Raw genomic sequence first — 25,375 nt, 5'->3', positions numbered from 1 at the left:
GGGGATGGTGAATGTGGGAATTTATTTTTGGCGGCATCCTTTAATCGAAACGGCGGGGTATTTTAGCGTTGTCGTATTATGTTTAGTTGTTGCGATGGCTCTATTTGAAGTTGTAACAAAATATAAAAACTGGGATGAAATAAAGAAGGGAAATGTTGCTGTCGCGCTTGCCACTGGAGGAAAAATACTAGGCATTTGCAATATATTCCGCTATTCCATTGAAAGGCATAACACTTTTTTAGAAATGATTGGTTGGGGATTATACGGGTTTGTTTTGTTAGTCATTGCTTACTTTTTGTTTGAATTTTTTACTCCCCAATTTAATGTCGATAAGGAATTAGAAGCAGATAACCGGTCGGTCGGATTGATTTCATTCACCATTTCGCTGGGGCTTTCCTTCGTCATCGGTGCCAGCATCATATAGGAGGTTCCTATGGAAAATTTAGCAAAAATACTTATTGTTGTTGCCGTTATATTTTTCATAATAGGAATATATTATTTAATTGCATTGTAGTGAATATTATTAAATTTTTAATTCTAGTAGAAGCGTAATTATGCGTTTCTACTATTTTTTTGCTGTTTTTAATCACAAAGTTATTATATTAAAATAGAAAATAAGTCTATTATTTGACAACAATCAACCCGGAAATAAACTTAAAAACTATTGAATGAAAAAGAAAAAATAAGAATAATGGAGAAAAAATTTATATTTTTAAAAAAATAGTTTGAAAGAGCTTTTTTTTTCCATTATAATAAATGATAACAATTGTAAGAAAATTTTCACTTTTCACAAGGGGGATGTGTCGATGTCTGATAGAGTGTGGCTTAAACATTATCCTGCTGAAATACCGCATACATTGGAATATGAGGAATTTCCCGTACAAACCTTTTTGACGAGGGCTTATAAAAAGAGTCCAAAAAAGGTTGCCATCCATTTTATGGGAAGGGAACTGGATTATCAAGAGCTGTATGAATCAGCATTAAAATTTGCAAACTATTTGCGTTCTCTAGGGGTGGAAAAGGGCGATCGGGTAGCCATCATGTTGCCTAACTGTCCTCAGGCAGTTATTGCTTATTACGGTGTTTTATATGCAGGGGGAATTGTCGTTCAAACGAATCCGCTTTATACGGAAAGGGAATTGGAATATCAAATGGAGGATTCTGAAGCAAAAGTGATTTTAGCATTGGATATATTGTATCCAAGAATTATGAAAATAATACACAATACTAAAATTGAAAACGTTATCATTACTGGGATTAAAGATTACCTTCCATTTCCAAAAAGCATTGTCTATCCATATATTCAAAAGAAACAATATGGTTTTAGCGTAAAAGTGGAACATCGAGGAAATACCCACTTGTTTACGGAAATTATGCGTCTGGAAGAACCAAAACCGATTGATGGAATTTCATTCAACTTTGAAGAAGATTTAGCCCTACTGCAATATACGGGTGGAACAACCGGAACTCCAAAAGGCGTAATGTTGACGCATAAAAATTTAATTTCCAACGCCATGATGTGTGATGCATGGCTGTATAAGTGCCAAGAAGGAAAAGAAGTTGTGCTTGGGCTATTGCCGTTCTTCCATGTATATGGCATGACAACGGTGTTAATCTTAACAATCATGAAATCTAATAAGATGGTGTTGCTTCCAAAATTTGATGTAGAGCAAGTACTAAAAACCATTCAAAAACAGAAGCCAACACTGTTCCCAGGGGCACCGACGATGTATATCGGCATTTTGAACCATCCGGATTTGAAAAAATATGATTTATCTTCCATCAATGCATGTATCAGTGGTTCAGCGCCTCTGCCTGTAGAAGTGCAAGAAAAATTTGAAGAAGTGACAGGCGGTAAACTAGTAGAAGGATATGGTTTAACTGAAACTTCGCCGGTAACCCATGCAAACTTTATTTGGGATAAACGGGTAATAGGCTCCATTGGAGTTCCTTGGCCGGATACGGAAGCTGTCATTTTGAATGCGGAAGAGAATAAAATTTTGCCTCCGGGGGAAATCGGGGAAATTGCGATTCGCGGACCGCAAGTGATGAAAGGATATTGGAAACGTCCGGAAGAAACAGCAAAGGTATTTGTTGATGGCTGGCTTTTAACCGGCGACTTGGGCTATATGGATGAAGAGGGATTCTTCTATGTTGTGGACCGCAAAAAAGATATTATTATCGCTGGAGGATACAATATTTATCCTCGCGAAGTAGAAGAAGTATTATATGAACATGAAGCGGTTCAAGAATGCGTTGTTGTAGGTGTTCCACATCCATACAGAGGAGAAACGGTGAAAGCATACATCGTATTAAAAGAAGGAAAAACCGTGACAGAAGAAGAATTAGATAAACATTGCCGGAAAAATTTAGCTGCTTATAAAGTGCCGCGCATTTATGAATTTAGAGATTCATTGCCAAAAACAGCCGTTGGAAAAATCCTAAGAAGAACACTTGTCGAAGAAGAAAAGCAAAAAACAAAAGAGCTACAAGTGAAATAATGCATTTTTTATTGACAGAAAGTTCATAAAATTATAATATGAAAATATGAATGAATAATCATTCATATTTTCATATTTTTTTGGTGGTGAACATCTATGAGTCGAGATAAGCCAAAATATATGCAGATTATAGATGCTGCTGTTATTGCCATTGCAGAAAATGGCTACCATCAAACGCAAATCTCGAAAATCGCAAAGCAAGCTGGTGTAGCAGACGGGACTATTTACTTATATTTTAAAAATAAAGAGGATATTTTAATTTCATTGTTTAAAGAGAAGATGAACGTCTTTATTGAAAATTTAAAAGAGATCATCAAAACCGAGTCCAGTGCTACAGATAAGCTCTCAAAAATGATTGATAACCATTTTAACGTGCTTGCTAACGACCATTATCTTGCAACGGTTACCCAATTAGAATTGCGTCAATCCAATAAAGAAATTCGGTTGAAAATAAATGCCATTTTAAAAGAATATTTGAAACTTCTCGATAATATATTGATAGAAGGCATGATGAATGGCGAATTCAATCCAACGATGGATGTGAGAATAGCGCGGCAAATGGTTTTTGGAACAATTGATGAGACGATTACAACTTGGGTGATGAATGATTTTAGATACAACCTCTTAGATAACATCCCTAAAGTAAAGCAATTATTGTTAAATGGGATAAAAAATAAATAAAGGAGTGTCTTCATGGAATTTCTAAGTTGGAAAGCAGAAGACGGTGTTGCCATTGTAACTATTCATCGTCCACCAGCCAATGCACTTGCACAGCAGCTCATCCGCGAATTGGACGAATTATTGAATGAAATTGAGCAAAATGACGATGTTCGCGTCGTTTTACTTCACGGGGAAGGACGTTTCTTTTCCGCTGGAGCAGATATTAAAGAATTTACAAGCCTCTCTTCTCCAGATCAGGCAGCTGCGCTTGCTGAAAACGGACAAACCGTGTTTAACCGTATCGAAGCCTTTCCAAAACCTGTGATTGCAGCCATTCACGGTGCGGCTTTAGGCGGAGGGTTGGAGCTTGCCATGAGCTGCCATATTCGCTATGTAGCAGAAGACGCAAAATTAGGTCTTCCAGAATTGAACCTTGGCATTATTCCCGGATTTGGAGGAACGCAAAGACTTCCTCGCTATGTTGGAACTGCAAAAGCTGCTGAAATGATTTTTACAGGCGAGCCGATTACAGGCATTGAAGCTGTAGAGTGGGGGCTTGCAAACAAAGCTGTGCCACAAGAAGAATTATTGGGACAAGCATTGGAATTGGCGAAAAAAATTGCCAAAAAGAGCCCGGTTTCATTAAAATCAGCTATTCATGCATTGCAATATAGTAAAGCATCTTTTGAGGATGGACTTAAAGCTGAAGCAGAACAATTCGGCATTGTTTTCCAATCTGAAGATGCAAAAGAAGGTATTCAAGCATTTATTGAAAAACGACAACCGACATTTAGCGGAAAATAATGATTTGTAGGAGGTTATTTACATGAACATTTTCGTACTAATGAAACGAACTTTTGATACAGAAGAAAAAATCGTGATTCAAGATGGAAAAATCCAAGAAGATGGCGCTGAATTCATTATTAACCCATATGATGAATATGCCATTGAAGAAGCCATTCAAGTTAGAGATCAACATGGCGGAAAAGTAACAGTGATTACAATCGGCAATGATGAGGCTGAAAAACAACTTCGTACAGCCCTTGCCATGGGAGCAGACGAAGCGGTTTTAATCAATACAGAAGATGATGTGGAAGAGTTGGACCATGCTGGTGCGGCTTATATTCTAGCAGAATATTTAAAAGATAAAGATCCGGATTTAATTTTAGCCGGAAATGTGGCTATTGACGGCGGTTCTGGACAAACTGGACCTCGTGTTGCCGACCTTTTAGGCATTAACTATGTAACAACTATTACAAAACTTGAAATCGATGGAAACAACGTAAAAATCGTTCGCGATGTAGAAGGAGATTCTGAAATTATTGAAACAAGCTTGCCGCTGCTTGTAACAGCGCAACAAGGATTAAATGAACCAAGATATCCTTCTTTGCCTGGAATTATGAAAGCGAAGAAAAAACCGCTGGAAGAATTGGAATTGGACGATTTAGATATTGATGAAGACGATGTGGAAACAAAAATTGAAACTGTGGAAGTATACTTACCGTCTGCAAAATCCGCTGGCCGCATCTTGCAAGGCGAGCTAAAAGATCAAGTAAAAGAATTAGTGAACTTGCTGCATACTGAAGCAAAAGTCATTTAATTCGTCTATTCATTAAATAGTAGAAATGTAGCGTTATAGAACAATTTGATTCGTACAGTGATGGAGGGAGTACAATGTCAAAGAAAATATTAGTATTAGGTGAAGTTCGCGACGGTGCATTACGCAACGTTTCCTTTGAAGCAATTGCAGCAGCAAAACAAATCTCAGACGGTGGAGAAGTGGTAGCTGCCCTATTAGGCCATGGAGTGGCAGACCTTGCTAATGAATTAATCGCTTATGGTGCAGATCGTGCAGTAGTTGTGGAACATCCACACTTAAAAACTTATACATCTGACGGTTTCAGCCAAGGATTGCTTGCCATTATTGAACAAGAAAAACCTGAAGGAATTGTCATCGGGCACACAGCTTTAGGAAAAGACTTGGCGCCAAAAGTGGCTTCCCGCTTGCAGGCAGCATTGGTTTCTGATGTGACAGAAATTGAAGGCTCTGGCGATGATGTGCTATTTATCCGTCCAATCTATTCAGGTAAAGCATTTGAAAAAGTAAAAATTAAAGAAGGTCTTGTGTTTATTACTGTTCGTCCAAACAACATTGCACCTCTTGAAAAAGATGCAAGCCGAACAGGAAATGTGGATTCTCTTTCTGTGGAAATTACAAACTTGCGCACAATCGTGAAAGAAGTAATCCGCAACGCAACAACAGGCGTTGACTTGACGGAAGCAAAAGTCATCGTTTCAGGCGGACGCGGTGTGAAATCTGCTGAAGGATTCAAACCGTTGAAAGAGCTTGCCGACTTATTAGGCGGTGCTGTAGGTGCTTCCCGCGGTGCTTGTGACGCAGGATACTGCGATTATGCAATGCAAATCGGACAAACAGGTAAAGTGGTAACTCCTGATTTATATATTGCGTGCGGTATTTCTGGAGCAATCCAGCACTTGGCAGGTATGTCCAACTCCAAAGTGATTGTTGCCATTAACAAAGATCCAGAAGCAAACATCTTCAAAGTTGCGGATTATGGAATTGTCGGCGACTTATTTGAAGTAGTTCCACTATTAATTGAAGAAGTAAAAGCGTTAAAAGTAAATTCATAATCTAGGAAAATAAACACTTGCATGATGCCACATCTCAATTATTTGAGATGTGGTTGTTTTATGGTGTATCATATATTCCATGAATAAGAACGGTTTAAAATAATTGAATTTTGCTCAACCGTTACAAGAACTTGAAACTCTTTACTACACTTTGAATTTTTGACATGCTATACTACTAAAAGATGTTACATTAAGGAGGAATTTATATGGCAATTGTACATGCTACTGATCAAAATTTTGCACAAGAAATCTCATCAGGATTAGTATTGGTAGACTTCTGGGCAGCTTGGTGCGGACCTTGTAAAATGATTGCTCCAGTATTAGAAGAACTTGATGCAGAAATGGGTTCAGAAGTAAAAATTGTGAAAGTGGATGTTGATAATAACCCAGCAACTGCTGCAGAATATCAAATTATGTCCATTCCATCTTTATTATTATTTAAAGACGGTCAATTAGTAGCAAAAACGGTTGGGTTCCAACCAAAAGAATCTTTAGTTGAATTCATTAACAACAATAAATAATTTTTGGATGAGGTTGGGACAACTCTAAAAAAACATCATTTTCTCCAAAGAGAAAATGATGTTTTTTTGATATGTTATAAAAAATTGATTTCCGTTCCGGGGAACGCTTTCCGCGGACCCGAATCGAGCCTCCTCTGAATCATTCCTTCACTCCTCGTGGTCTCGAGAGGGCTCGTCGCAGGAAAGCTTTGCATTGCGACTAAGCGTGCGCGACAGAAATTTGCCCCGTCACTCCAATCAATTTTTAGTAATATCAATTTTTTATCAAAACACTTTCAGCTGCCCCTATAATTTTTTATTTATGTCCCAGTCCTTTTTTTGCTTTGAAATAAATGCTGAGGGAGAAAACTCCTCGCTTTTTATTAGCATCTATTCATATAATATACTTATAATAAGTAGGCTGATATATTGCAAGGTGATATTTTATGAATCAAACAATTCAAAATAAATTAGCTCTTTTGCCGGAATTGCCGGGATGCTATTTAATGAAAGACAGGCAAGGAACAGTCATTTATGTAGGGAAAGCAAAAGTATTGAAAAATAGAGTGCGCTCTTATTTTACCGGTTCCCATGACGGCAAAACGCAGCTTCTAGTAAGTGAAATTGAGGATTTTGAATATATTGTTACTTCCAGCGATTTGGAAGCGTTAATTTTAGAATTGAATTTAATTAAACAATATGACCCGAAATACAATGTGATGCTGAAGGATGATAAAAGTTATCCTTATATAAAAATTACAAACGAAAAATATCCCCGCATTTTGACGACAAGAAAAGTAAAAAAAGATAAAGCCAAATATTTTGGACCATACCCAAATGTTTCCGCAGCGAATGAAACTAAGAAACTGTTAAACCGAATTTACCCATTAAGAAAATGCAACCGTCTGCCTGACCGCGTGTGTTTATATTATCACTTAGGCCAATGTTTGGCTCCATGTGTCAAAGAAATAGACCCGAAAATCTATGAAGACATGACTAATGAAATCGTGAAATTTTTAAATGGCGGACATGAAGAAGTGAAAAAAGAATTGGAGAAAAAGATGTTGGACGCCGCGGAAAAACTTGAATTTGAGAGGGCGAAGGAATATCGCGATCAAATTCAAAATATCGAAACGGTGATGGAAAAGCAGAAAATCGTTTCAGGAGATTTTACGAATCGAGACGTCTTTGGCTATGCTGTGGAAAAAGGATGGTTGTGCGTTCAAGTCTTTTTCGTCCGGCAAGGAAAATTAATCGAAAGAGATGTGTCCATTTTCCCGATTTACCGTGATCCGGAAGAAGAATTTTTAACATTTGTCGGCAGATTTTATGATTCGGGACATATTAAGCCAAAAGAAATTTTAATTCCAGATAACGTCGATAAAACTATTTTAGAAAAACTTTTAAATATAAAAGTGCTCGTGCCAAAGCGGGGACAAAAGAAGGAATTGGTTGAACTGGCAAGGAAAAATGCCATGCTTGCCATTCAAGAGAAATTTCAATTAATTGAGCGACAGGAAGAGCGTACCATTGGTGCTTGCCAACAACTAGGCGAGGCTATGGGCATCTCCACACCTTACCGCATTGAAGCCTTCGACAACAGCCATATGCACGGAGCAGATCCGGTCAGCGCTATGGTTGTATTTATTGATGGAAAGCCGGCCAAAAAGGAATACCGCAAATTTAAATTGAAAGAGGCGGCAAAACACGATGATTACGGCGCTATGCAGGAAGTCATCCGAAGACGCTACATCCGCGTTTTAAAGGAGAATTTGCCTCTCCCAGACTTAATTATCGTGGACGGTGGAAAAGGGCAAATAGAGGTAGCAAGAGAAGTGCTAGAAGACGAACTGGGGCTGTCAATCCCGATAGCCGGGCTTGCAAAAGATGAAAGACACCGCACTTCAGAGCTTTTATATGGCGAACCACCTGCTCCTGTTCCATTGAAAAAAACGAGTGATGCTTTTTATCTTCTTCAGCGCATTCAAGATGAAGTGCACCGCTTTGCAATCACCTTTTTGCGCCAACAACATCAAACTCATTCCCTCCGATCGGCCCTTGATGAAATTGAAGGAGTTGGCCCTAAGCGGAAGAAACAGTTATTAAAACATTTTGGCTCCATCAAAAAAATCAAAGAGGCAACGGTGGAGGAATTAATGGAAGCCAAAATGCCGAAAGCGGTGGCGGAAACCATCTATCATTATTTCCATGAAGACTCATTGTCAAAGGAATAACTGTATGATATTGTAAATTTAAAAAGTGAAAATCTTCTGAAAGTGGTGCGAGATTCTAAGTACCCGGCTGTTGAGTGAACTTTCAATAGGCTAGGGAACGGAAAGCTTGCCGAGTTGGTTCCAATGCATTTTGAAAATATTAGTCAATTAAAATCTTTATGATTTCGGGGGCTATCTCAAAAAAATGGAGAATGAGGCAGCTTTTCACCACCCTGTGAAGAGTTGCTTTTTTCTTTCGTCATAAACTACGAAACTTCATTTGTTTTGTGAATTAAGGGGAGTGTAGCGATGATCAATGTGGTAGTGAAATTGAGTGAAAAAAATTTATCTACGCCTGAACAAATTGGCGAAACGGCAAAAAGGTTGATTGAAGAAAAGAAATTTGGGCGCAATGTCGTAGCGGTCGTTCCATCAACGGAATTAATCAATGGAAGTTTAAATAAAATTGCTTATACCTTATCCGATAGACCAACTGAAAGAGAATTGGATGCAATCCATTCAACCAATGCGCAAATTGCGAGCAGCCTGCTGGTCATTGCCATTCAGAAGAGAGGATTTAAAGCTCTTTCTCTGACAGGTTGGCAATTAGGAATTAAAAGCACTCGCAAAACGGGCGGGAATGCGCGCATTGAAGATGTGAATGGAGATGTCATTATTGAAAGGTTTAAAAAAGGGGAAATTGTCGTTGTAGCCGGTGGACAAGGGATTGATGAAGAAAATAACATCACTTTGCTTGGAGAAGGCGGAGTAGATACGACAGCGGTGGCGATTGCAAAAAGTATTGGAGCAGACCGGGTGGAAATTTATACGGAGCTTGACGGAGTTTATACAGGGAATCCGACTGAGATTAAGCGAGCCCGTAAATTGAAAGAGATCACCTATGACGAAATGCTTGAGTTGTCTTATTTAGGTTCAAATATTGTTCATCCGAGAGCGGTGGAATTAGCAAAAAAATTCGAAATTCCTATCATCGTTCGATCGAGTACAAGAAATGTTCGAGGCACATTCATTAAGGGAGAGATTGAAATGGAGAAAAATTTAATTGTTCGAGGCGTTGCATATGAAACTGATATTATCCGTTTTACAGTCGGCTATGAATCGCTTGAAAAATCTTCCCTCGCGAACTTATTCAATACGCTCGCAAAGCATCATGTGAATGTCGATATTATTGTACAGTCCGTGATGAGTGAAGTAAAACCAACCATCTCATTTTCCATTGCAAAAGAAGATTTGGCCAATGCGGTGAAAGTGCTAGAAGATCACAAAAAAGAACTCGGTTTCCAATTTGCGGACTTTGAAGTCGGCTTGGCAAAAGTGTCCATTGTCGGCTCTGGAATGGTATCCAATCCTGGGGTAGCTGCAAGAATGTTTGCCCGTTTATATCAAGAAAACATCCCTGTGAAAATGGTATCCACTTCCGAAATTAAAGTTTCCGTTGTCGTACCTCAAGATGATATGATTCATGCCGCCAATGCATTGCACGATGAATTCGGTCTTCTAGAAGAATTGATATGAAAAAAAGGGGCGATTTTGCCCCTTAAGCCTTCACCTTTTCTTTTAAATCCATTTTTACGGTAAATACAACTTGTTCTTGATGTTCTTTTTTTTCTTCATAGCATTCAGCTAAAAAGCCGTTGATGCTTTGAATTTGTTCGGCTATGAAGCCAGCTTCTAATCGGAAATTCCGCTCTTTAATTTTTAATAGTTGTGGATCATTCGTTAAATGAAAAATGAATCCATCTTTCGTTTCTTTTTCAAGGGTGAGATCACCCCAACCTGCATCTTGGAAAAACGATATGATTAATGGAATGTCGGTGCATGGAAATTTGCGCGCCAAATCTTTTCCTGCCCAATAAAGGATATCTTTTTCATGCTTGCCTAAAATAGAAGGCAATAAATAATCTCTGATTAGTTCGTAGCCAAATAGAGGAAATGAAACTTGTGTGGTTGACATAAACAAAAAACCTCTTTCTAAAAATTTCATTTTCATGAGCATGTAGAAATATAAAAAATTAGAGAAAAATGTTAATTGAAAGAAAAAAAGTTAATTTTATAGAAAATTTTAAAAAATATTTACTTCAATAATTCTTTACAACGAACCTTGACGGTATTAGTTCATGGGGGTACAATGAATTTGTCATAATATTGTACCATTATGAGTTCCACAGTCAATGCATAAAGCGTTTACAATTTGTGACGACTTATTGACTACTCAATTTTTATCATTATTAAGGGGGTATCAGTCTTGGCAAAAAATGAATTTTACTGGCGCCGACTACATTCATTACTTGGTGTTATACCTGTAGGGCTCTTCTTAATTTTCCACTTATTAGCAAACTTTACAGCAACAAGAGGAGAAGAAGCTTACAACAATTTTGTAGCAGGAATGGACAAAATTCCTTTGCTAATCGTAATTGAATGGATTGTGATCTACATTCCAATCTTATTCCATGGTTTATATGGAATCTACATTGCCTTTACAGCAACACCAAACAACAAGCGCTTCAGTACATTCCGTAACTGGATGTTCTTATTGCAACGAATTACTGGCGTGTTCCTAGTAATCTTCATTGCTTGGCACATTTTCCAAACACGCATCCAAAAAGCTTTAGGTGCAGAAGTAAACTTCAATATGATGGAAGAAATCGTTGCAAATCCTTGGATGTTAGGATTCTACATTGTGGGTATCCTTGCAGCTACATTGCACTTATCTAATGGTTTATGGGCATTCTGTGTAAGCTGGGGTATTACACAATCTCCACACTCACAAAAAGTGTTCACTTGGCTTTCAATGATTTTCTTTGTAATCATCAGCATCATTGGTATATCTGCAATTCTAGCATTCGCTTAATCAATAAATAGAACATCCAATCAGAAAGAGGAGTGAAAAGAATCATGGCTAAAAAGAAATTAATCGTTGTTGGTGGCGGCTTAGCTGGGCTAATGGCAACGATGAAAGCAGCCGAAATGGGTACTGAAGTAGAATTATTCTCATTAGTTCCTGTTAAGCGTTCACACTCAGTATGTGCGCAAGGTGGAATTAATGGTGCAGTAAATACAAAAGGTGAAGGGGATTCTCCATGGATCCACTTTGACGATACAATCTACGGTGGGGACTTCTTAGCAAACCAGCCACCAGTTAAAGCGATGTGTGAAGCAGCACCTGGCATCATTCACATGTTCGACCGTATGGGAGTTATGTTCAACCGTACTCCAGAAGGTTTACTTGACTTCCGTCGTTTCGGTGGTACATTGCATCACCGTACTGCATTCGCAGGTGCGACAACTGGGCAACAATTGCTATATGCTCTAGATGAACAAGTTCGTCGCTATGAAGTAGAAGGTTTAGTAACAAAATACGAACACTGGGAATTCCTTGGCGTTGTTCTTGACGATGAAGGAATTTGCCGTGGTATCGTAGCGCAAGATTTAAAAACTTCTGAAATCAAAGCATTCCGCTCTGATGCCGTTGTAATGGCAACAGGTGGTCCTGGTATCATTTTCGGTAAATCAACAAACTCTGTTATCAACACTGGTTCTGCAGCATCAATCGTATATCAACAAGGTGCTTCTTATGCGAACGGTGAGTTCATCCAAATTCACCCAACTGCCATCCCTGGCGATGACAAAAACCGCTTAATGAGTGAATCTGCTCGCGGTGAAGGTGGACGTATTTGGACTTATAAAGATGGTAAACCTTGGTATTTCCTAGAAGAAAAATATCCTAAATACGGTAACTTGGTACCTCGTGATATCGCGACACGCGAAATTTTCGATGTGTGCGTAAACCAAAAATTAGGTATCAACGGTGAAAACATCGTATATCTAGATTTATCTCATAAAGATCCACATGAACTTGACGTTAAACTTGGTGGTATCATCGAAATTTATGAAAAATTCGTTGGTGATGATCCACGTAAAGTGCCAATGAAAATCTTCCCAGCAGTTCACTACTCAATGGGTGGATTATGGGTAGACTACGATCAAATGACTGAAATTCCTGGTCTATTCGCTGCTGGTGAATGTGACTATTCACAACACGGTGCAAACCGTTTAGGTGCTAACTCATTGCTTTCTGCGATTTACGGCGGTATGGTTGCTGGACCTAACGCAGTTAAATACATGGAAGGCTTAAGAAGACATGCAGAGGATTTACCACAATCTTTATATGATCAATATGTAAAACAAGAACAACAAAAATGGGATAACATCCTAAAAATGGACAAAGGTAATGAAAACGCATACTTGCTTCATAAAGAACTAGGTGAAATGATGACAGACAACGTAACAGTTGTGCGTTACAACGATCGATTACAAAAAACTCTTGACACACTTGGCGACATGCTTGAGCGTTGGGAAAATATCAACATCCACGACACTCAAAAATGGAGCAACCAAGGTGCACACTTTACTCGTCAGTTGAAAAATATGCTTTATCTTGCACGTGTAATTACAAAAGGAGCATTATTGCGTAACGAATCACGCGGAGCGCACTATAAACCAGAGTTCCCAGAACGTGACGATGAAAACTTCTTAAAAACAACAATGGCGAAATTTGATCCATCTACTGGAGAGCCAATTATTACTTATCAAGAAGTGGACGTATCATTAATTCCACCTCGTAAACGTGACTACTCTTCGAAAGGGGATAATTAATCATGAGTACACAACAAGTGGAAAGTGGAAAAAAAGTAAGATTTAAAATTTTACGTCAAGATAATCCAAATGGTGCAAGCCGCTGGGAAGAGTTTGAAGTACCATATCGCCCGGGTATGAACGTGATTTCGGCATTAATGTACATTCGTCAACATCCAGTAACTGCGGATGGAAAAGCTACAACACCAGTTACTTGGGATATGAACTGCCTCGAAGAAGTTTGTGGTGCATGTTCGATGGTGATTAATGGTCGTCCACGTCAATCTTGTTCTGCGTTGGTCGATCAACTTGAACAACCAATTCGCCTAGAACCAATGAAAACTTTCCCAGTTGTGCGCGACTTACAAGTTGACCGCAGCCGCATGTTCAATGCGTTGAAAAAAGTTAAAGCATGGATTCCAATCGACGGAAGCTATGATTTAGGTGAAGGTCCACGCATGCCTGAACGCAAACGTCAATGGGCATACGAATTGTCAAAATGTATGACTTGCGGTGTGTGCTTCGAAGCTTGTCCTAACGTATCAGAGAAATCTAACTTCATCGGACCAGCACCACTTTCTCAAGTACGTTTATTCAACACTCACCCAACAGGTGCAATGAATAAAGACGAACGTTTAGATGCCATTATGGGCGAAGGTGGACTTGCAAACTGCGGTAACTCTCAAAACTGTGTTGCAGCTTGTCCAAAAGGAATTCCTTTGACAACATCTATTGCTTCTTTAAACAGAGCAACAACTGTTCATATGTTCCGTAAATTCTTCGGTTCAGACCATATGGTAGACTAACATAAAGAAAGGCAGCCTAATCGATTTTTCGATTAGGCTGTTTTTTATTGAAACATTATAACCAAATGTTCACTTTTGCATAGTATAGTAAGTGTTTCTATAAAGAACCATTCTTTCGTCTTTTCATTTCCTTCAACAAAGTTCGACATTTTCATGCATTTAAGTGAAGAAATAACTATTGTATAATTATAATTGTTATATCAATAAAATAAGGGGATGGAAAAATGAAAGAAACTTATATTGAAGATTTAAAGCAATGGGAGAAAGAATTTAAATTTTACACAGAAGAAATTGTTCGCTTTGGTGATGTTGATATGTATGGCCATTTGAATAATGTGGTGCCTTTTTCTTACTTTGAACATGCACGCATTGAATATTTTAAATGGCTAAATGTAAAAAGCAATTGGGGATCGCCTGATGAAAAATATATTCCAGTCGCAGCGGATTTGCAATGCGATTATTTAAAGCAAGTGTATTACGGCGAAAAATTGCGAATTTATGTAAAGACAGCTCGCGTTGGAAATTCATCCATAGATATCCATTATATGGTCAAAAATGAAAAAGATGAAATTGTTTTGACAGGCAGAGGGGCTTTAGTGCAAATCAATAAAGAAACTGGAAGACCTGCTTCATGGACGGAAGAACAAAAAACAATATTATTCGGGAAATCGTGAAAATGCCCTCACCGCATTCCCCCTCCTAACATACCTTACATAGAGAGGAGATAGGAGGGTGTTGCCTTATGAGTAGCCCGCAGCATCGTTCGCTACTAACGAAAAGGGAGCGGGAAATATTTCAATTATTAATTTTAGATTATTCGACGAAAGAAATTTCCCAAAAATTGGGCATCAGTGAAAAAACGGTGAGAAATCATATCTCGAACACCATTCAAAAGCTGGGAGTTTCCAGCAGATCACAGGCACTGATTGAACTACTAAGGCTGGATGAATTATCATTGCATTGAGAATATTCTGTTGATGTAGAATTTTTATTCATTAATTGGTTTTCATACAACGCTAAACATGAAAATACTCAATGTTTAACAACAATAGGATTCCGGCAAATTAGCATTGATGATGGCGGCATTCAGTTGAAAAAATTGTCTCTGCCTATTTCTTTGTATATAATAAAGAATCGTTGAGCTTAGTAATGAAATAAGTCAAAATAGAATAGATAAAATATTATAACAAATGAAATAGGATAGAGGCGGTAATAAGTGAATGCCCCAATAGGCGTTTTAGATTCAGGAGTTGGCGGCTTAACAGTTGCAAAGCAAATTATGAAAGCTTTACCGAATGAAGTAATTTATTATATTGGTGATACAGCAAGGTGCCCCTATGGCCCACGAAAAAAGGATGAGGTGCTTACCTTTACCTTGCAGCTAGCAAAAGCCTTAGAAAAAAAACATATAAAAATGCTAGTCATCGCTTGTAATACGGCAACAGCTGTTGCATTAGATGCATTAAGGAAAGAACTTTCAATCCCGGTTGTGGGCGTCATCAATGCAGGAGCCCGAGCAGCAGTAAAAAAAACAAGACGCAATGAAATTGTTGTACTTGCAACAGAAGGAACCATCAAAAGCGGTGCATATGAACGTGCCCTTCTTTCGCTAAACACAAAGGCAAAAATCATTCCTCTTGCCTGTCCGACATTCGTGCCGCTTGTAGAAAGCGGTGAATATGAAGGGCAATTTGCCTATGAGCTTGTAGCAAATGGTCTTAAGCCGCTTCAAAATAAAAGTTTTGATACAGTCATTTTAGGTTGTACTCACTATCCAATGATTCAACATCATATCGAAAAAGTAGTAGGACCAAATATAACAGTTTTATCATCAGCCGAAGAAACAGCAAAAGAGGTAAAAGAACGATTAATGTATGAAAATTTACTTCGAACAGAAAAAAATAAACCGCATCACATTTTTTATGTGACCGGCTCAGTGCCGATATTCCGTTCAATTGCTGAAAACTGGCTAGAAATGGAACATTTGGATATAAGGAAAATCCATTTAAAATAAATGTTTACATCTTAAAAATCTCATGCAATTCGGTACATGATGGCGCTTGTTCATTGGGTGGTACCGAATTGCATGAGAAATACAGAAAGCTCGAAAGGTACTTTTCGAGCTTTTTTACTTGTAGAAAAATGCTACAAGCTATAAAAGAGTGTATGCCTACAAATTATTAAAAATGTGCAATGACTTTTTTCTAAAGGAAAAGTATGCTAATATATGGGCGATTATTTTTAGGAGGAAAGTACATGAGAGTAGATGGAAGAGAAGTAAATCAATTAAGACCTGTAACAATCGAAACAAATTATTTAATGCATCCAGAAGGTTCTGTGTTAATACAAGTAGGAAATACGAAAGTGATTTGCACCGCAACATTGGAAGATAAGGTGCCAAGCTTCCTTCGCGGCCAAGGCAAAGGATGGATTACGGCGGAATACTCCATGCTGCCAAGGGCGACGCAAGAACGAACAGTCCGCGAAGCATCCCGCGGCAAAATCAGCGGCCGGACGATGGAAATTCAGCGTTTGATTGGACGAGCTTTAAGAGCGGTTGTGGATTTGGAAGCATTAGGTGAAAAAACAATTTGGATTGATTGTGATGTCATTCAGGCAGATGGCGGTACACGTACTGCTTCTATTACAGGTGCTTTCGTCGCTTTAACGCAAGCTCTTGCAAAACTCCATAAAGAATCACCTTTTGAAAAATTTCCGGTAACCGATTTTCTAGCGGCAACAAGTGTAGGTTTCATTGAAACGATTGGGCCTGTGTTGGATTTAAACTTTGCGGAAGATTTTGAAGCAATGGTGGATATGAACCTAGTGATGACAGGAAACGGCCGATTTGTGGAAATTCAAGGCACTGGAGAAGAAGCAACCTTTTCCCGAGATGAATTAAATACATTGCTTGATTTAGGGGAAAAAGGAATTCTGGAATTAATCGAAATCCAAAAATCAGTGCTTGGCGAAGATGCAAAGCTCATTCAAAACTAAAGGGGACTGAAACATGAAACAAGTCGTCATTGCAACAAAAAATAAAGGAAAAGCAAAAGATTTTAAAGCCATTTTCAAACCATTGGGCTATGAAGTTGTAACGATGCTAGATATTGCAAACGATGTGGAGATAGAAGAAACGGGAAGGACCTTTGAAGAAAACGCTGTAATTAAAGCAGAAACGCTCTCAAAAGCCCTTGGAAAATTGGTGATAGCTGATGATAGCGGCCTTGAAGTCGACGCCCTTGGAGGCGAACCTGGGGTCTATTCTGCCCGTTATGCGGGAGATCATGATGATGAAGCAAATATTCAAAAGGTGCTCGAAAAATTGAAAGGTGTGCCCGATCAAAAGCGCACGGCCCGCTTTGTTTGCGCCATCGCGATTAGCGGCCCAAATATTGAATCCCAAACTTTCCTAGGCACTTGCGAAGGGAAAATTTTAAATGAAAAACGGGGTACAAATGGTTTTGGATACGATCCCATTTTTTATGTACCAGAGCTTGGCAAAACAATGGCGGAACTGACACCGGAAGAAAAAAGAGCCATTTCCCACCGTGGAAATGCCATTCGAAAGCTAACAAAAGAATTGCCAAATGTATTGAAGTGAGAAAAGGACAGTTTGGAAATTTCTATAAAAATTTGAAATTTCCATAAGTATTAATTATATTATTAAGGAATGCTTGTAAAAATGGAGGAAATGAAATGATACCAAACTGTCCAAAATGCAATTCCGAATATACGTATGAAGACGGCAATTTATTCATTTGTCCAGTATGCGCCTATGAATGGACTGATGATGAACAGGCTGAAGAAAATGGATTGGTTGTAAAGGATGCATTCGGCAATATACTGCAGGATGGCGATACAATCACAATTATCAAAGATTTGAAAGTAAAAGGAAGCTCTTCCACTTTAAAAATTGGTACAAAGGTGAAAAACATTCGATTAGTGGAAGGGGATCATAATATTGAATGTAAAATTGACGGTTTCGGCGGGATGAAGTTGAAATCGGAATTTGTGAAAAAAGCGTAAGAAGAGGGGCTTAAGCAGCCTCTTTTTATTTTTTTGGTAAAACAGGATTTACTAACTCATTAAGGCGTCCAAAATTATTAAATGACCTTTTACATTTTTTGAAATATTTATTAATATTTTATTTAGGAATATGTTTTTTTAAAGAAAAGGGTGAAGCCAATGAAGTTATTAGTTATGAGTGATACCCATGGAGATGCAGAAATCATTCAAACGGTAAAAAATCGCCATCCAGAAGTGGATGTTGTGATACACTGTGGAGATAGTGAATTGGATTATAAGCATCCATATTTCGAAGGAGTAAAACGAGTTCGTGGGAATTGCGATCGAGATAAACGATTTCCAGAAGAAGAACTTTTTGAAGTGGAAGGGAAAAAGATTTATGTAACCCATGGCCATTTGTATAATGTAAAATCGACAACGATGAATTTATTTTATCGAGCCAAAGAAGTGGAAGCGGATGCAGTCTTTTTCGGCCATTCTCACGTGCTAGGCGCAGAACTTGTCGAGAACACCATGTTTGTAAACCCTGGCAGCTTATTAAAGCCTCGGGGATTAGATAAAAAAAGCTACGCAGTGATTGAGTTTAAGGACAATTTATGGAAATTCACTGCTTATACAGACAATGGAGAAGAAATTGCTCAAAAAGAGTTTCGTTTGGAATAGTTTTAGAAGAATGTAGTGTGAAAAATCATCGAAAAAAATTAAAAAAATCCATTGACATTTTTACACTACGCTAATATAATAAATATTGTCCTTTGGGAAAACAAAATGTCTCAGTAGCTCAGCTGGATAGAGCAACGGCCTTCTAAGCCGTCGGTCGGGGGTTCGAATCCCTCCTGGGACGCTAAAAAAGTGGGTTAATCCCAATCGTATCAAGCACTCTCAATCATGAGTACATTTTACAGGAATCGGTCATTTGACTGATTCATGTGAAATGATTTATGGTTGGGGGTGCTTTTTTATTTATCATGACAAAAAGAAAAGGAATATTTGATGTTAAAATTGATAATCCGTTAATACCTAAACTCAATCAAAAGGTGAAAGAAGAAAAACGAGATGGAATCAAAATCGAAACAGCGTTAAAAACTGTCATTCGTCAACTTAAAGCAGGTGGATGTCATTTACGATTATGAATTGATTGTCAATTACTTTATTCGAGATACGGGTGTAAACGATAAAATAAAATCAACAGATTGCGCTCATTTGGATTGAACACGTTTTCACTATCCAATACACTTCTAATAAACTAGTTTATTAAGTGTATATTTAAAAATGATATACTAACTCGCGTAATTCTTTTACAGATGCAGACCGATCTTCAGCGGTTTCAGTCAGTTAAGCAACGACTGCTAATTATTCTTCCGTTTCTTTTGAGATTGTATCTACATGAGGCTGGTGGGACAAATCTAAAAAAACATCACTTTCTCCAAAGAGAAAATGATGTTTTTTTGATATGTTATTAAAAATTGATTTCCGTTCCGGGGACGCTTTCTGCGGGCCCGGCTCGAGCCTCCTCTGATTCATTCCTTCGCTCCTCGTGGTATCGAGAGGGCTCGTCGCAGGAAAGCTTTGCTTTGCGACTAAGGGTGCGTGACAGGAACTCGCACCGTCACTCCAATCCATTTTTCGTTCGTTCAATTGTTTATCAAAACTCTTTCAGCTACCCCAATAATTTTTGGTTGATGTCCCAGCCTCTTCTGAATTTTGATTTGACGACTATTATTTTTCTAATAAAGCGATGAATTCCCTCATAAGTCCTGGCAAATCTGGCCAAGCATGTCCGCTGACAAGGTTTTGATCTACGTGAAGGTTTTGATCGATATATGTGCCGCCAGCTGCTTTCACTTCTGGTTTGCAGGCGATATATGCTGTTAACTCGCGGCCTTTAATAACATCTGGAATTGTGGCAAAAATTTGTGCAGCATGGCAAACGGCCGCAATGGGTTTTCCTGCTTCAAAAAAGTGTTTAACAATTGATGGAACATATTCATTTAATCGGATGTACTCTGGCGCGCGGCCGCCTGGGATAATGAGGCCATCATATTCTTCAGGTTTAATATTTTCGAAAGCTTCATGCGCCTGTAAGCCATATGCTGGGCGTTCAATATACGTGTCGACACCATCGACAAAATCATGCACCACTGTTTGCAATTTTTTAGCAGATGGTGCAGCAATTGTTACATCATACCCAGCTTCTAAACAACGATAATATGGATAATACACCTCAAGCGCTTCTACTGCATCACCGGCAAGAATTAAAACTTTTTTCCCCATTAAAAATCCCTCCTCAAGAATGTGATATATATTTAATTCCCTAAAAAACCAAATAATCCTCTTTTTTCTTGAGTAGAGATAGTCCATTTCGATATAATTTCTTGTAATTTAAAATAGAATTTAATATGTCGTTTATGGCTCAATTGTTTTTCACCCAATGAAAAATATTCGTTTTTTAAGAAGAAGCCATTTTGAAATTCGGCAAAATATTTATAGGGTTCAATGAGTTTTTGAAGAAATAATGAGTAGTGAAAATAGTCTGATATTCATTTAGAAGATTTAGAAATCATTGTATGATTTTCGAAAAACTACGAATACTTTATGCTGAAGGAGGTTGCACATATGTTCAAAAAAATCATCATTACAAGTGCTGCTCTCATGTTGTTGACTGCGTGCTTAAACGATGAATCAAAGGATAATAATGATGCAAACAATCAAGTTAGTACAAAGACGGAAGTTAACACGACAAATGAATCGGCAGTAAATGCAAATGTAGATATTACGAATCCAACGGTATCAATGAAAGAAGCAGTTGATACATTTTTAGAAGCTTATCCAGATGCAAATATTGAATCCATTGATTTAGATTCCGGTTTTGGTGGTCTTCATTATAAAATTGACGGCTTTGATTCAGCAAATGAATATGAAGCGGTAATTGATGCGGAGACTAAAGAAATGAAGGTAAATGAAGTCGAAGCCAACCGGGATCGCGAGGAAGCATTGGATTTTTCAAATATCATTGAGCCGAATGAAGCCATCGAAAAAGCTTCTGCTAAAGATGAAGTGAACGGCTTTACTCCAACAGGCTGGTCTCTTGAAGTGGAAAATGGAAAGTCGCAATATTCAATTGAATACAAAAAGAATGCCGATGAAATCGAAATCAAAGTGGATGCAACAACAGGTGAAATTTTAAAAGTGGAAATGAATGACTAATTAGGTAGGAACCTATCAAAATTATTATATTAATGAGGCTGGGACAAATCTAAAAAAACATCATTTTCTCCAAGGAGAAAATGATGTTTTTTTGATATGTTATTAAAATTGATTTCCGTTCCGGGGACGCTTTCCGCAGGCCCTCCTCTGAGTCATTGCTTCGCTCCTCGTGGTCTCGAGAGGGCTCGTCGCAGGAAAGCTTTGAATTTACTTCCTTGAGCTTGCTCCGCTTTGTGACTAAGCGTGCGCGACAGAAATTTGCCCCGTCACTTCAATCAATTTTTCGTTATATCAATTGTTTATCAAAACTCTTTCAACTGCCCCTTTCATTTTTTGTTTATGTCCCAGCCTCTGGCAAGTTGAATGAAATGCACGTTTGTAAAGGGTGAAGCTCATTTCCTCCGTTTTTATTATCCATTAAATGCTGATTTTCTATAATAGTGGTATAAGCTTTTTCACCAAAGTTGTACAAACTAAGACAACGGAGGTGAAAAGGATGAAAAGGAAACATAAAATGAACTTTAACAAAGGAAGCCAAAAATTAAATCGAAGAAAAAGAGCGGAAGAGTTGGCGAGAGAATTTGACCATCATGTAGCCAACATTCGAAACCGGAAAACAAATGACAAATCGTAATTAGCAGTTTCAATGAACCCCCAATTGGAATGAAAAAATTCCTGATTGGGGGTGGACTTTCTATTATTCCTTTTTGCAAAGAAATTTAGAGTAATCCATAATTTGCTGATTGAATGAATATAATCAATTTTTTTTATACCAGAATAATGAAGGATTTCGTTAGAATAAAATCGAATATTAATAATATGGACGCAAATATAAAGAAGCCGATGTGCCAGAAACTGAATTGTCATAAACTTCTAAAAAAACGAAACTATTTTACTATTTATTATAAAAAATTCTAATATTGCAAAATTCGCTTAGTAAGCCCAAAGTATGAAATGATTATGACGCAAAAATCTTCATTTTTGCTTTCCGTATTTTAAAAATTTAAAATATAGTGGATAATTTAATTAATAGCGTAAAGAATATTTCTTAAGCAGCCCCATTACGATAGTATTAACGATTTCTATAACGACAATGTTTTCAATTTATCGATTTAGTTTTGAAAAAATTCGTATTCGCCATTTTGTCTTACATAATTGTCCTCAAATTCATACATTAATACTTCGTAATGATGGATTGCTGAAAGAAGTATTCTTTACCTATGTAAAGTAATATAAGTAAAAAAGAGGTTGGGACAAATCTAAAAAAACATCATTTTCTCCAAAGAGAAAATGATGTTTTTTTGATATGTTATTAAAAATTGATTTCCGTTCCGGGGACGCTTTCCGCAGGCCCTCCTCTGATTCATTCCTTCGCTCCTCGTGGTCTCGAGAGGGCTCGTCGCAGGAAAGCTTTGCTTTATGACTAAGCGTGCGCGACAGGAACTCGCCCTGTCACTCCAATCAATTTTTTACAAACAGCGAGTAAATCGTTGAACCCTTGGAATACTAATGATGAACAGTATAGAGGAAAAAACAAATGTATCGAGAATATTATAAATATTTACCACCTTTGCGGTTCGTGAGCAAGTGTATGAAAGGGGGTTGGCAAGTGAAAAGAAAGGTCATTGGATTAATTGTCACTTTGCTGCTTTTTCTTATCTTTTTTTGCGCAGGGTTTATATATTTAATGGTTCATCCGTCTATGGAAATTCGTACCGAAATAAAGCCGATTGATGATGAAACTTACCAATCTCTCGGAGCATTGGAATATGTAGAACATCCGGAACAACAAAATTTCCGCAATTTGCTTTTTACATTTAAATTTAAATATTCGAATGCTGAGAATATACGAACAGAAATGCCGAAATCATTTAAAGAGTTATTGACTTCCGATGTGTACTGGGTGGGGGAAGATACAGAATATGATGATATCGACCACAATGAATATATCGTGAAGCAAGATATTGTTCTTTATATGGGGGAAGTGTCTGAAGATGAACTGGTTGATTTGTTAAATGATGGGGTATTTACTGTGACATGGGAAGAAGATGGCAAGGAGATGCGGGACGAATTTAATATTGGGGAAACGGTCTTATTTATAGATTGACATGATTTTGGCATTTAGATTTCACAGAGTTTTAACTTTCCATTCAACAATTTGATTAGAAGGTAGGATAAACTGAAAGTGGTATGCCGCATAGAATGATGATTTCAAAGGGATGATTGCATTGAAAAAGTTACTGTCAGTTGTGTTGTTATTGGTGCTTTTTATAGGAGGATTTTTTATTTATTTAAAAGCAGCTCCTCCATTGGTAACCGGAACGATTGAAAAAAGTGAAGACAATCGTTCGGTAGTGATTGAAATAGGAAATAAAGGATTGAAAGATTTAAAAGTGACGAGTGTGAGAATTAATAATAATGCAAATCCAAAAGATGTGAAAATCCAAGTAAGCAACCAACAGAAAGATTTAGCTGCTTTGACGGAGGGTAGGGGAGAAGCAGAAAATTTAGAAGGTATTGAAAATATTTCCATTTCAAAAGGAACAAATCCTGAAGAAAAGGGAACGGGTTATCGTCTTATTGTAAGCTATGATGAAGGGATTCATAATGTACATATAAAGTATCGCTATTTCGGAATTTTGTTTAACGATACTGTGGAGATTGAATAAAAACAAGGTCGTCTGAAGAAAGACGACCTTGTTATTTCCAGTTTTTATTTAAAAATGCTTTCGTCCGCTCATGTTGAGGATGAAGGAAGAATTGTGTCGGTTCATTTTCCTCGATAATTTCTCCGCCATCCATAAAAATAACGCGGTTTGCCACTTCTCTAGCAAAGCCCATTTCATGGGTAACAACAATCATCGTCATATGTTCTTCCGCTAAATCTTTCATCACCTTTAATACTTCTCCCGTTAATTCTGGGTCAAGGGCAGAAGTTGGTTCATCAAAAAGGAGGATTTGCGGATTTAACATAAGGGCACGGGCAATCGCCACCCGCTGTTTTTGTCCCCCTGAAAGATTGCTTGGATAGGCATTTGCTTTATCGGATAGACCAACTTTCCCGAGTAAATCCATGCATCTTTTTTCAATGTCGACCATCGACTCGGTTTTCCGAAGTTTTGGTGCTAGCACTAAATTTTCCTTCACAGTTAAATGCGGGAATAAATTAAAATGTTGAAACACCATTCCCATTTTACCAGTAATATTACGGATATCGTCTTGTTTAGGATAATGGCCGTTTTTGGCTAAATATGCTCCGTCGATACAAATACTTCCGTCATCAATTTCCTCTAAATAAATTAAACTTCTAAGCAACGTACTTTTTCCTGAGCCGGATGGTCCAATGATTGCCACCACTTCTTTTCGATCGACTGAAAATGTAATGGATTTTAATATTTCTTGTTTCCCGAAGGATTTCTTTAAATTTTCTACTTCAATCAGCGCCAATTTTTTCACCTCTATTCGTATTTGTATCGACGCTCTAACCATTTAAAGAACACGGTCAATATGAGTGTCATTGCCAAGTAGATTAGCCCTGCAATAAAGTAAGGGGCAATAGTGAATTCACGGTTAACGGCTGTTTGGGCAAAGTGCAATAGTTCAGGCACCGCCACTGCGTAGAGCAAAGCTGTATCTTTAATGAGAGTAATGGATTCATTGGCTACAGCAGGCAGTGCAACGCGAAACATTTGGGGTAAAATGACGCGCGTTGTTGTTTGCCATTTGGTTAAACCGAGCACTTTTGCCGCTTCATATTGTCCTTTATCGATCGAAAGAAGGCCGCCGCGGAAAATTTCAGCAAAATAGGCAGCATAGTTTAAGACAAATCCAATGCAGGCAGCGACGAAGCGATCAAATACTAAATATTCTCCTATCCCTGGAATCATCGGCAATCCAAAGCAGATTAATAAAAGCTGCAAGAGGAGAGGGGTGCCGCGCATAACGGTGATATACAGTTGGGCTAGCCAGGCGAGCAGCTTAAAGCGGCTTCGCACAGCTAGAGTCAGCAAAAATCCTAATGGAATTGAAATGAGTATGGCGATGAAGAAGAGCAAAACGGTCATTTGAGCTCCTTCAAGCATCGGCCAAATAATCCGATTCCAATAATCAAGCATGATGTTTCCTCCCAAAAAATAAGAGTTCCATATCAC

The 25,375-nt window shown here is 38.0% G+C and carries 28 protein-coding genes and 1 tRNA gene; 25 read left to right on the top strand and 4 right to left on the bottom strand.

Annotated features, from left to right (window positions below; genetic code table 11):
- Positions 1-4: 4 nt before the first annotated feature.
- The 9 genes from DKZ56_RS11715 to DKZ56_RS11675 all read left to right on the top strand — a co-directional run bounded on the left by DKZ56_RS11715 (position 5) and on the right by DKZ56_RS11675 (position 10,062).
- On the top strand, positions 5-424 hold the full coding sequence (locus DKZ56_RS11715; RefSeq protein ID WP_208650155.1) for a DUF350 domain-containing protein: 420 nt from the start codon (positions 5-7) through the stop codon (positions 422-424).
- Positions 425-806: 382 nt separating this feature from the next.
- Positions 807-2,501, top strand: coding sequence for a long-chain-fatty-acid--CoA ligase (locus tag DKZ56_RS11710; RefSeq protein ID WP_208650154.1), 1,695 nt, complete (start codon positions 807-809; stop codon positions 2,499-2,501).
- A 96-nt stretch (positions 2,502-2,597) separates the two neighbouring features.
- A complete protein-coding gene (locus DKZ56_RS11705) occupies positions 2,598-3,182 on the top strand; it encodes a fatty acid metabolism transcriptional regulator FadR (protein WP_208650153.1) in 585 nt (194 codons plus the stop codon).
- A 12-nt stretch (positions 3,183-3,194) separates the two neighbouring features.
- Complete coding sequence (locus DKZ56_RS11700) at positions 3,195-3,965, top strand: enoyl-CoA hydratase (RefSeq protein ID WP_208650152.1); 771 nt, start codon at positions 3,195-3,197, stop codon at positions 3,963-3,965.
- Between the two features lie 22 nt (positions 3,966-3,987).
- Entirely contained in the window at positions 3,988-4,761 is a 774-nt protein-coding gene (locus tag DKZ56_RS11695) for an electron transfer flavoprotein subunit beta/FixA family protein (protein WP_208650151.1), read from the top strand.
- Between the two features lie 74 nt (positions 4,762-4,835).
- Positions 4,836-5,813 carry an electron transfer flavoprotein subunit alpha/FixB family protein gene (locus tag DKZ56_RS11690; protein WP_208650150.1) on the top strand — a complete coding sequence of 326 codons (978 nt, stop codon included), beginning with the start codon at positions 4,836-4,838 and terminating at the stop codon, positions 5,811-5,813.
- Between the two features lie 206 nt (positions 5,814-6,019).
- The gene (trxA, locus tag DKZ56_RS11685) at positions 6,020-6,334 is read left to right on the top strand and encodes a thioredoxin (protein WP_208650149.1); all 315 of its coding nucleotides are present in this window, start codon (positions 6,020-6,022) and stop codon (positions 6,332-6,334) included.
- 425 nt (positions 6,335-6,759) lie between these two features.
- On the top strand, positions 6,760-8,547 hold the full coding sequence (gene uvrC / locus DKZ56_RS11680) for an excinuclease ABC subunit UvrC (RefSeq protein WP_208650148.1): 1,788 nt from the start codon (positions 6,760-6,762) through the stop codon (positions 8,545-8,547).
- Between the two features lie 288 nt (positions 8,548-8,835).
- Positions 8,836-10,062: an aspartate kinase gene (locus DKZ56_RS11675; RefSeq protein WP_208650147.1), complete on the top strand. Its 1,227-nt coding sequence runs from the start codon at positions 8,836-8,838 to the stop codon at positions 10,060-10,062.
- Between the two features lie 22 nt (positions 10,063-10,084).
- On the opposite strand, the gene DKZ56_RS11670 is transcribed toward DKZ56_RS11675, so the two are convergent.
- Positions 10,085-10,501, bottom strand: coding sequence for a YslB family protein (locus DKZ56_RS11670; protein ID WP_208650146.1), 417 nt, complete (start codon positions 10,499-10,501; stop codon positions 10,085-10,087).
- Positions 10,502-10,792: 291 nt separating this feature from the next.
- Between DKZ56_RS11670 and DKZ56_RS11665 the strand changes: the two genes are divergently transcribed.
- The 12 genes from DKZ56_RS11665 (at position 10,793) to DKZ56_RS11610 (ending at position 19,150) form a co-directional block, all read left to right on the top strand.
- Positions 10,793-11,398, top strand: coding sequence for a succinate dehydrogenase cytochrome b558 subunit (locus DKZ56_RS11665; RefSeq protein ID WP_208650145.1), 606 nt, complete (start codon positions 10,793-10,795; stop codon positions 11,396-11,398).
- A 44-nt stretch (positions 11,399-11,442) separates the two neighbouring features.
- Positions 11,443-13,203 (top strand): succinate dehydrogenase flavoprotein subunit, encoded by a 1,761-nt coding sequence (gene sdhA / locus DKZ56_RS11660; RefSeq protein ID WP_208650144.1) that lies wholly within the window; start codon positions 11,443-11,445, stop codon positions 13,201-13,203.
- A gap of 2 nt (positions 13,204-13,205) precedes the next feature.
- Positions 13,206-13,988 (top strand): succinate dehydrogenase iron-sulfur subunit, encoded by a 783-nt coding sequence (gene sdhB, locus DKZ56_RS11655; RefSeq protein WP_208650143.1) that lies wholly within the window; start codon positions 13,206-13,208, stop codon positions 13,986-13,988.
- A gap of 224 nt (positions 13,989-14,212) precedes the next feature.
- Positions 14,213-14,662, top strand: coding sequence for an acyl-CoA thioesterase (locus DKZ56_RS11650; protein ID WP_208650142.1), 450 nt, complete (start codon positions 14,213-14,215; stop codon positions 14,660-14,662).
- A 68-nt stretch (positions 14,663-14,730) separates the two neighbouring features.
- Complete coding sequence (locus DKZ56_RS11645) at positions 14,731-14,952, top strand: helix-turn-helix domain-containing protein (protein ID WP_016837203.1); 222 nt, start codon at positions 14,731-14,733, stop codon at positions 14,950-14,952.
- Positions 14,953-15,204: 252 nt separating this feature from the next.
- Positions 15,205-16,002, top strand: a complete 798-nt coding sequence (gene racE, locus DKZ56_RS11640; RefSeq protein ID WP_208650141.1) for a glutamate racemase — start codon at positions 15,205-15,207, stop codon at positions 16,000-16,002.
- 242 nt (positions 16,003-16,244) lie between these two features.
- Positions 16,245-16,985: a ribonuclease PH gene (gene rph, locus DKZ56_RS11635; RefSeq protein ID WP_208650140.1), complete on the top strand. Its 741-nt coding sequence runs from the start codon at positions 16,245-16,247 to the stop codon at positions 16,983-16,985.
- A 13-nt stretch (positions 16,986-16,998) separates the two neighbouring features.
- A complete protein-coding gene (locus DKZ56_RS11630; protein ID WP_208650139.1) occupies positions 16,999-17,592 on the top strand; it encodes an XTP/dITP diphosphatase in 594 nt (197 codons plus the stop codon).
- Between the two features lie 95 nt (positions 17,593-17,687).
- Positions 17,688-18,017 carry a zinc ribbon domain-containing protein YjdM gene (locus tag DKZ56_RS11625; protein ID WP_208650138.1) on the top strand — a complete coding sequence of 110 codons (330 nt, stop codon included), beginning with the start codon at positions 17,688-17,690 and terminating at the stop codon, positions 18,015-18,017.
- 159 nt (positions 18,018-18,176) lie between these two features.
- Entirely contained in the window at positions 18,177-18,680 is a 504-nt protein-coding gene (locus DKZ56_RS11620) for a metallophosphoesterase (protein WP_208650137.1), read from the top strand.
- Positions 18,681-18,787: 107 nt separating this feature from the next.
- Positions 18,788-18,861 (top strand) — tRNA-Arg (locus DKZ56_RS11615).
- A gap of 124 nt (positions 18,862-18,985) precedes the next feature.
- A complete protein-coding gene (locus DKZ56_RS11610; RefSeq protein WP_208650136.1) occupies positions 18,986-19,150 on the top strand; it encodes a hypothetical protein in 165 nt (54 codons plus the stop codon).
- Positions 19,151-19,736: 586 nt separating this feature from the next.
- On the opposite strand, the gene DKZ56_RS11605 is transcribed toward DKZ56_RS11610, so the two are convergent.
- A complete protein-coding gene (locus DKZ56_RS11605) occupies positions 19,737-20,291 on the bottom strand; it encodes a DJ-1/PfpI family protein (protein ID WP_208650135.1) in 555 nt (184 codons plus the stop codon).
- A gap of 342 nt (positions 20,292-20,633) precedes the next feature.
- Between DKZ56_RS11605 and DKZ56_RS11600 the strand changes: the two genes are divergently transcribed.
- From DKZ56_RS11600 to DKZ56_RS11585, 4 genes are all read left to right on the top strand, one after another.
- Complete coding sequence (locus tag DKZ56_RS11600) at positions 20,634-21,224, top strand: PepSY domain-containing protein (protein WP_208650134.1); 591 nt, start codon at positions 20,634-20,636, stop codon at positions 21,222-21,224.
- Between the two features lie 496 nt (positions 21,225-21,720).
- Positions 21,721-21,858 (top strand): hypothetical protein, encoded by a 138-nt coding sequence (locus tag DKZ56_RS11595; protein ID WP_208650133.1) that lies wholly within the window; start codon positions 21,721-21,723, stop codon positions 21,856-21,858.
- Between the two features lie 975 nt (positions 21,859-22,833).
- Positions 22,834-23,331 carry a hypothetical protein gene (locus DKZ56_RS11590; RefSeq protein ID WP_208650132.1) on the top strand — a complete coding sequence of 166 codons (498 nt, stop codon included), beginning with the start codon at positions 22,834-22,836 and terminating at the stop codon, positions 23,329-23,331.
- 121 nt (positions 23,332-23,452) lie between these two features.
- Positions 23,453-23,893: a hypothetical protein gene (locus tag DKZ56_RS11585; RefSeq protein WP_208650131.1), complete on the top strand. Its 441-nt coding sequence runs from the start codon at positions 23,453-23,455 to the stop codon at positions 23,891-23,893.
- A gap of 31 nt (positions 23,894-23,924) precedes the next feature.
- Here DKZ56_RS11585 and DKZ56_RS11580 read toward each other — a convergent pair whose 3' ends face one another.
- Complete coding sequence (locus tag DKZ56_RS11580) at positions 23,925-24,671, bottom strand: amino acid ABC transporter ATP-binding protein (protein ID WP_281275657.1); 747 nt, start codon at positions 24,669-24,671, stop codon at positions 23,925-23,927.
- A gap of 11 nt (positions 24,672-24,682) precedes the next feature.
- Positions 24,683-25,339 carry an amino acid ABC transporter permease gene (locus tag DKZ56_RS11575; protein ID WP_208650130.1) on the bottom strand — a complete coding sequence of 219 codons (657 nt, stop codon included), beginning with the start codon at positions 25,337-25,339 and terminating at the stop codon, positions 24,683-24,685.
- Positions 25,340-25,375: the final 36 nt, after the last annotated feature.

It is taken from the genome of Ureibacillus thermophilus (assembly GCF_004331915.1).
GTDB lineage: Bacteria > Bacillota > Bacilli > Bacillales_A > Planococcaceae > Ureibacillus > Ureibacillus thermophilus.
Note: the sequence above shows the minus strand (reverse complement) of the source record. Positions and strands in the feature narration are given on the sequence as shown.

Coding starts and splice junctions, on each gene's coding strand:
- DKZ56_RS11705 (WP_208650153.1), top strand. CDS start 2,598: ATGAGTCGAGATAAGCCAAAATATATGCAGATTATAGATGCTGCTGTT.
- rph (WP_208650140.1), top strand. CDS start 16,245: ATGAGAGTAGATGGAAGAGAAGTAAATCAATTAAGACCTGTAACAATC.
- DKZ56_RS11710 (WP_208650154.1), top strand. CDS start 807: ATGTCTGATAGAGTGTGGCTTAAACATTATCCTGCTGAAATACCGCAT.
- DKZ56_RS11700 (WP_208650152.1), top strand. CDS start 3,195: ATGGAATTTCTAAGTTGGAAAGCAGAAGACGGTGTTGCCATTGTAACT.
- DKZ56_RS11645 (WP_016837203.1), top strand. CDS start 14,731: ATGAGTAGCCCGCAGCATCGTTCGCTACTAACGAAAAGGGAGCGGGAA.
- DKZ56_RS11670 (WP_208650146.1), bottom strand. CDS start 10,501: ATGTCAACCACACAAGTTTCATTTCCTCTATTTGGCTACGAACTAATC.
- trxA (WP_208650149.1), top strand. CDS start 6,020: ATGGCAATTGTACATGCTACTGATCAAAATTTTGCACAAGAAATCTCA.
- DKZ56_RS11690 (WP_208650150.1), top strand. CDS start 4,836: ATGTCAAAGAAAATATTAGTATTAGGTGAAGTTCGCGACGGTGCATTA.
- sdhB (WP_208650143.1), top strand. CDS start 13,206: ATGAGTACACAACAAGTGGAAAGTGGAAAAAAAGTAAGATTTAAAATT.
- DKZ56_RS11595 (WP_208650133.1), top strand. CDS start 21,721: ATGAAAAGGAAACATAAAATGAACTTTAACAAAGGAAGCCAAAAATTA.
- DKZ56_RS11715 (WP_208650155.1), top strand. CDS start 5: ATGGTGAATGTGGGAATTTATTTTTGGCGGCATCCTTTAATCGAAACG.
- DKZ56_RS11600 (WP_208650134.1), top strand. CDS start 20,634: ATGTTCAAAAAAATCATCATTACAAGTGCTGCTCTCATGTTGTTGACT.
- DKZ56_RS11630 (WP_208650139.1), top strand. CDS start 16,999: ATGAAACAAGTCGTCATTGCAACAAAAAATAAAGGAAAAGCAAAAGAT.
- DKZ56_RS11610 (WP_208650136.1), top strand. CDS start 18,986: ATGACAAAAAGAAAAGGAATATTTGATGTTAAAATTGATAATCCGTTA.
- uvrC (WP_208650148.1), top strand. CDS start 6,760: ATGAATCAAACAATTCAAAATAAATTAGCTCTTTTGCCGGAATTGCCG.
- DKZ56_RS11620 (WP_208650137.1), top strand. CDS start 18,177: ATGAAGTTATTAGTTATGAGTGATACCCATGGAGATGCAGAAATCATT.
- DKZ56_RS11650 (WP_208650142.1), top strand. CDS start 14,213: ATGAAAGAAACTTATATTGAAGATTTAAAGCAATGGGAGAAAGAATTT.
- DKZ56_RS11695 (WP_208650151.1), top strand. CDS start 3,988: ATGAACATTTTCGTACTAATGAAACGAACTTTTGATACAGAAGAAAAA.
- DKZ56_RS11675 (WP_208650147.1), top strand. CDS start 8,836: ATGATCAATGTGGTAGTGAAATTGAGTGAAAAAAATTTATCTACGCCT.
- DKZ56_RS11575 (WP_208650130.1), bottom strand. CDS start 25,339: ATGCTTGATTATTGGAATCGGATTATTTGGCCGATGCTTGAAGGAGCT.
- DKZ56_RS11625 (WP_208650138.1), top strand. CDS start 17,688: ATGATACCAAACTGTCCAAAATGCAATTCCGAATATACGTATGAAGAC.
- sdhA (WP_208650144.1), top strand. CDS start 11,443: ATGGCTAAAAAGAAATTAATCGTTGTTGGTGGCGGCTTAGCTGGGCTA.
- DKZ56_RS11605 (WP_208650135.1), bottom strand. CDS start 20,291: ATGGGGAAAAAAGTTTTAATTCTTGCCGGTGATGCAGTAGAAGCGCTT.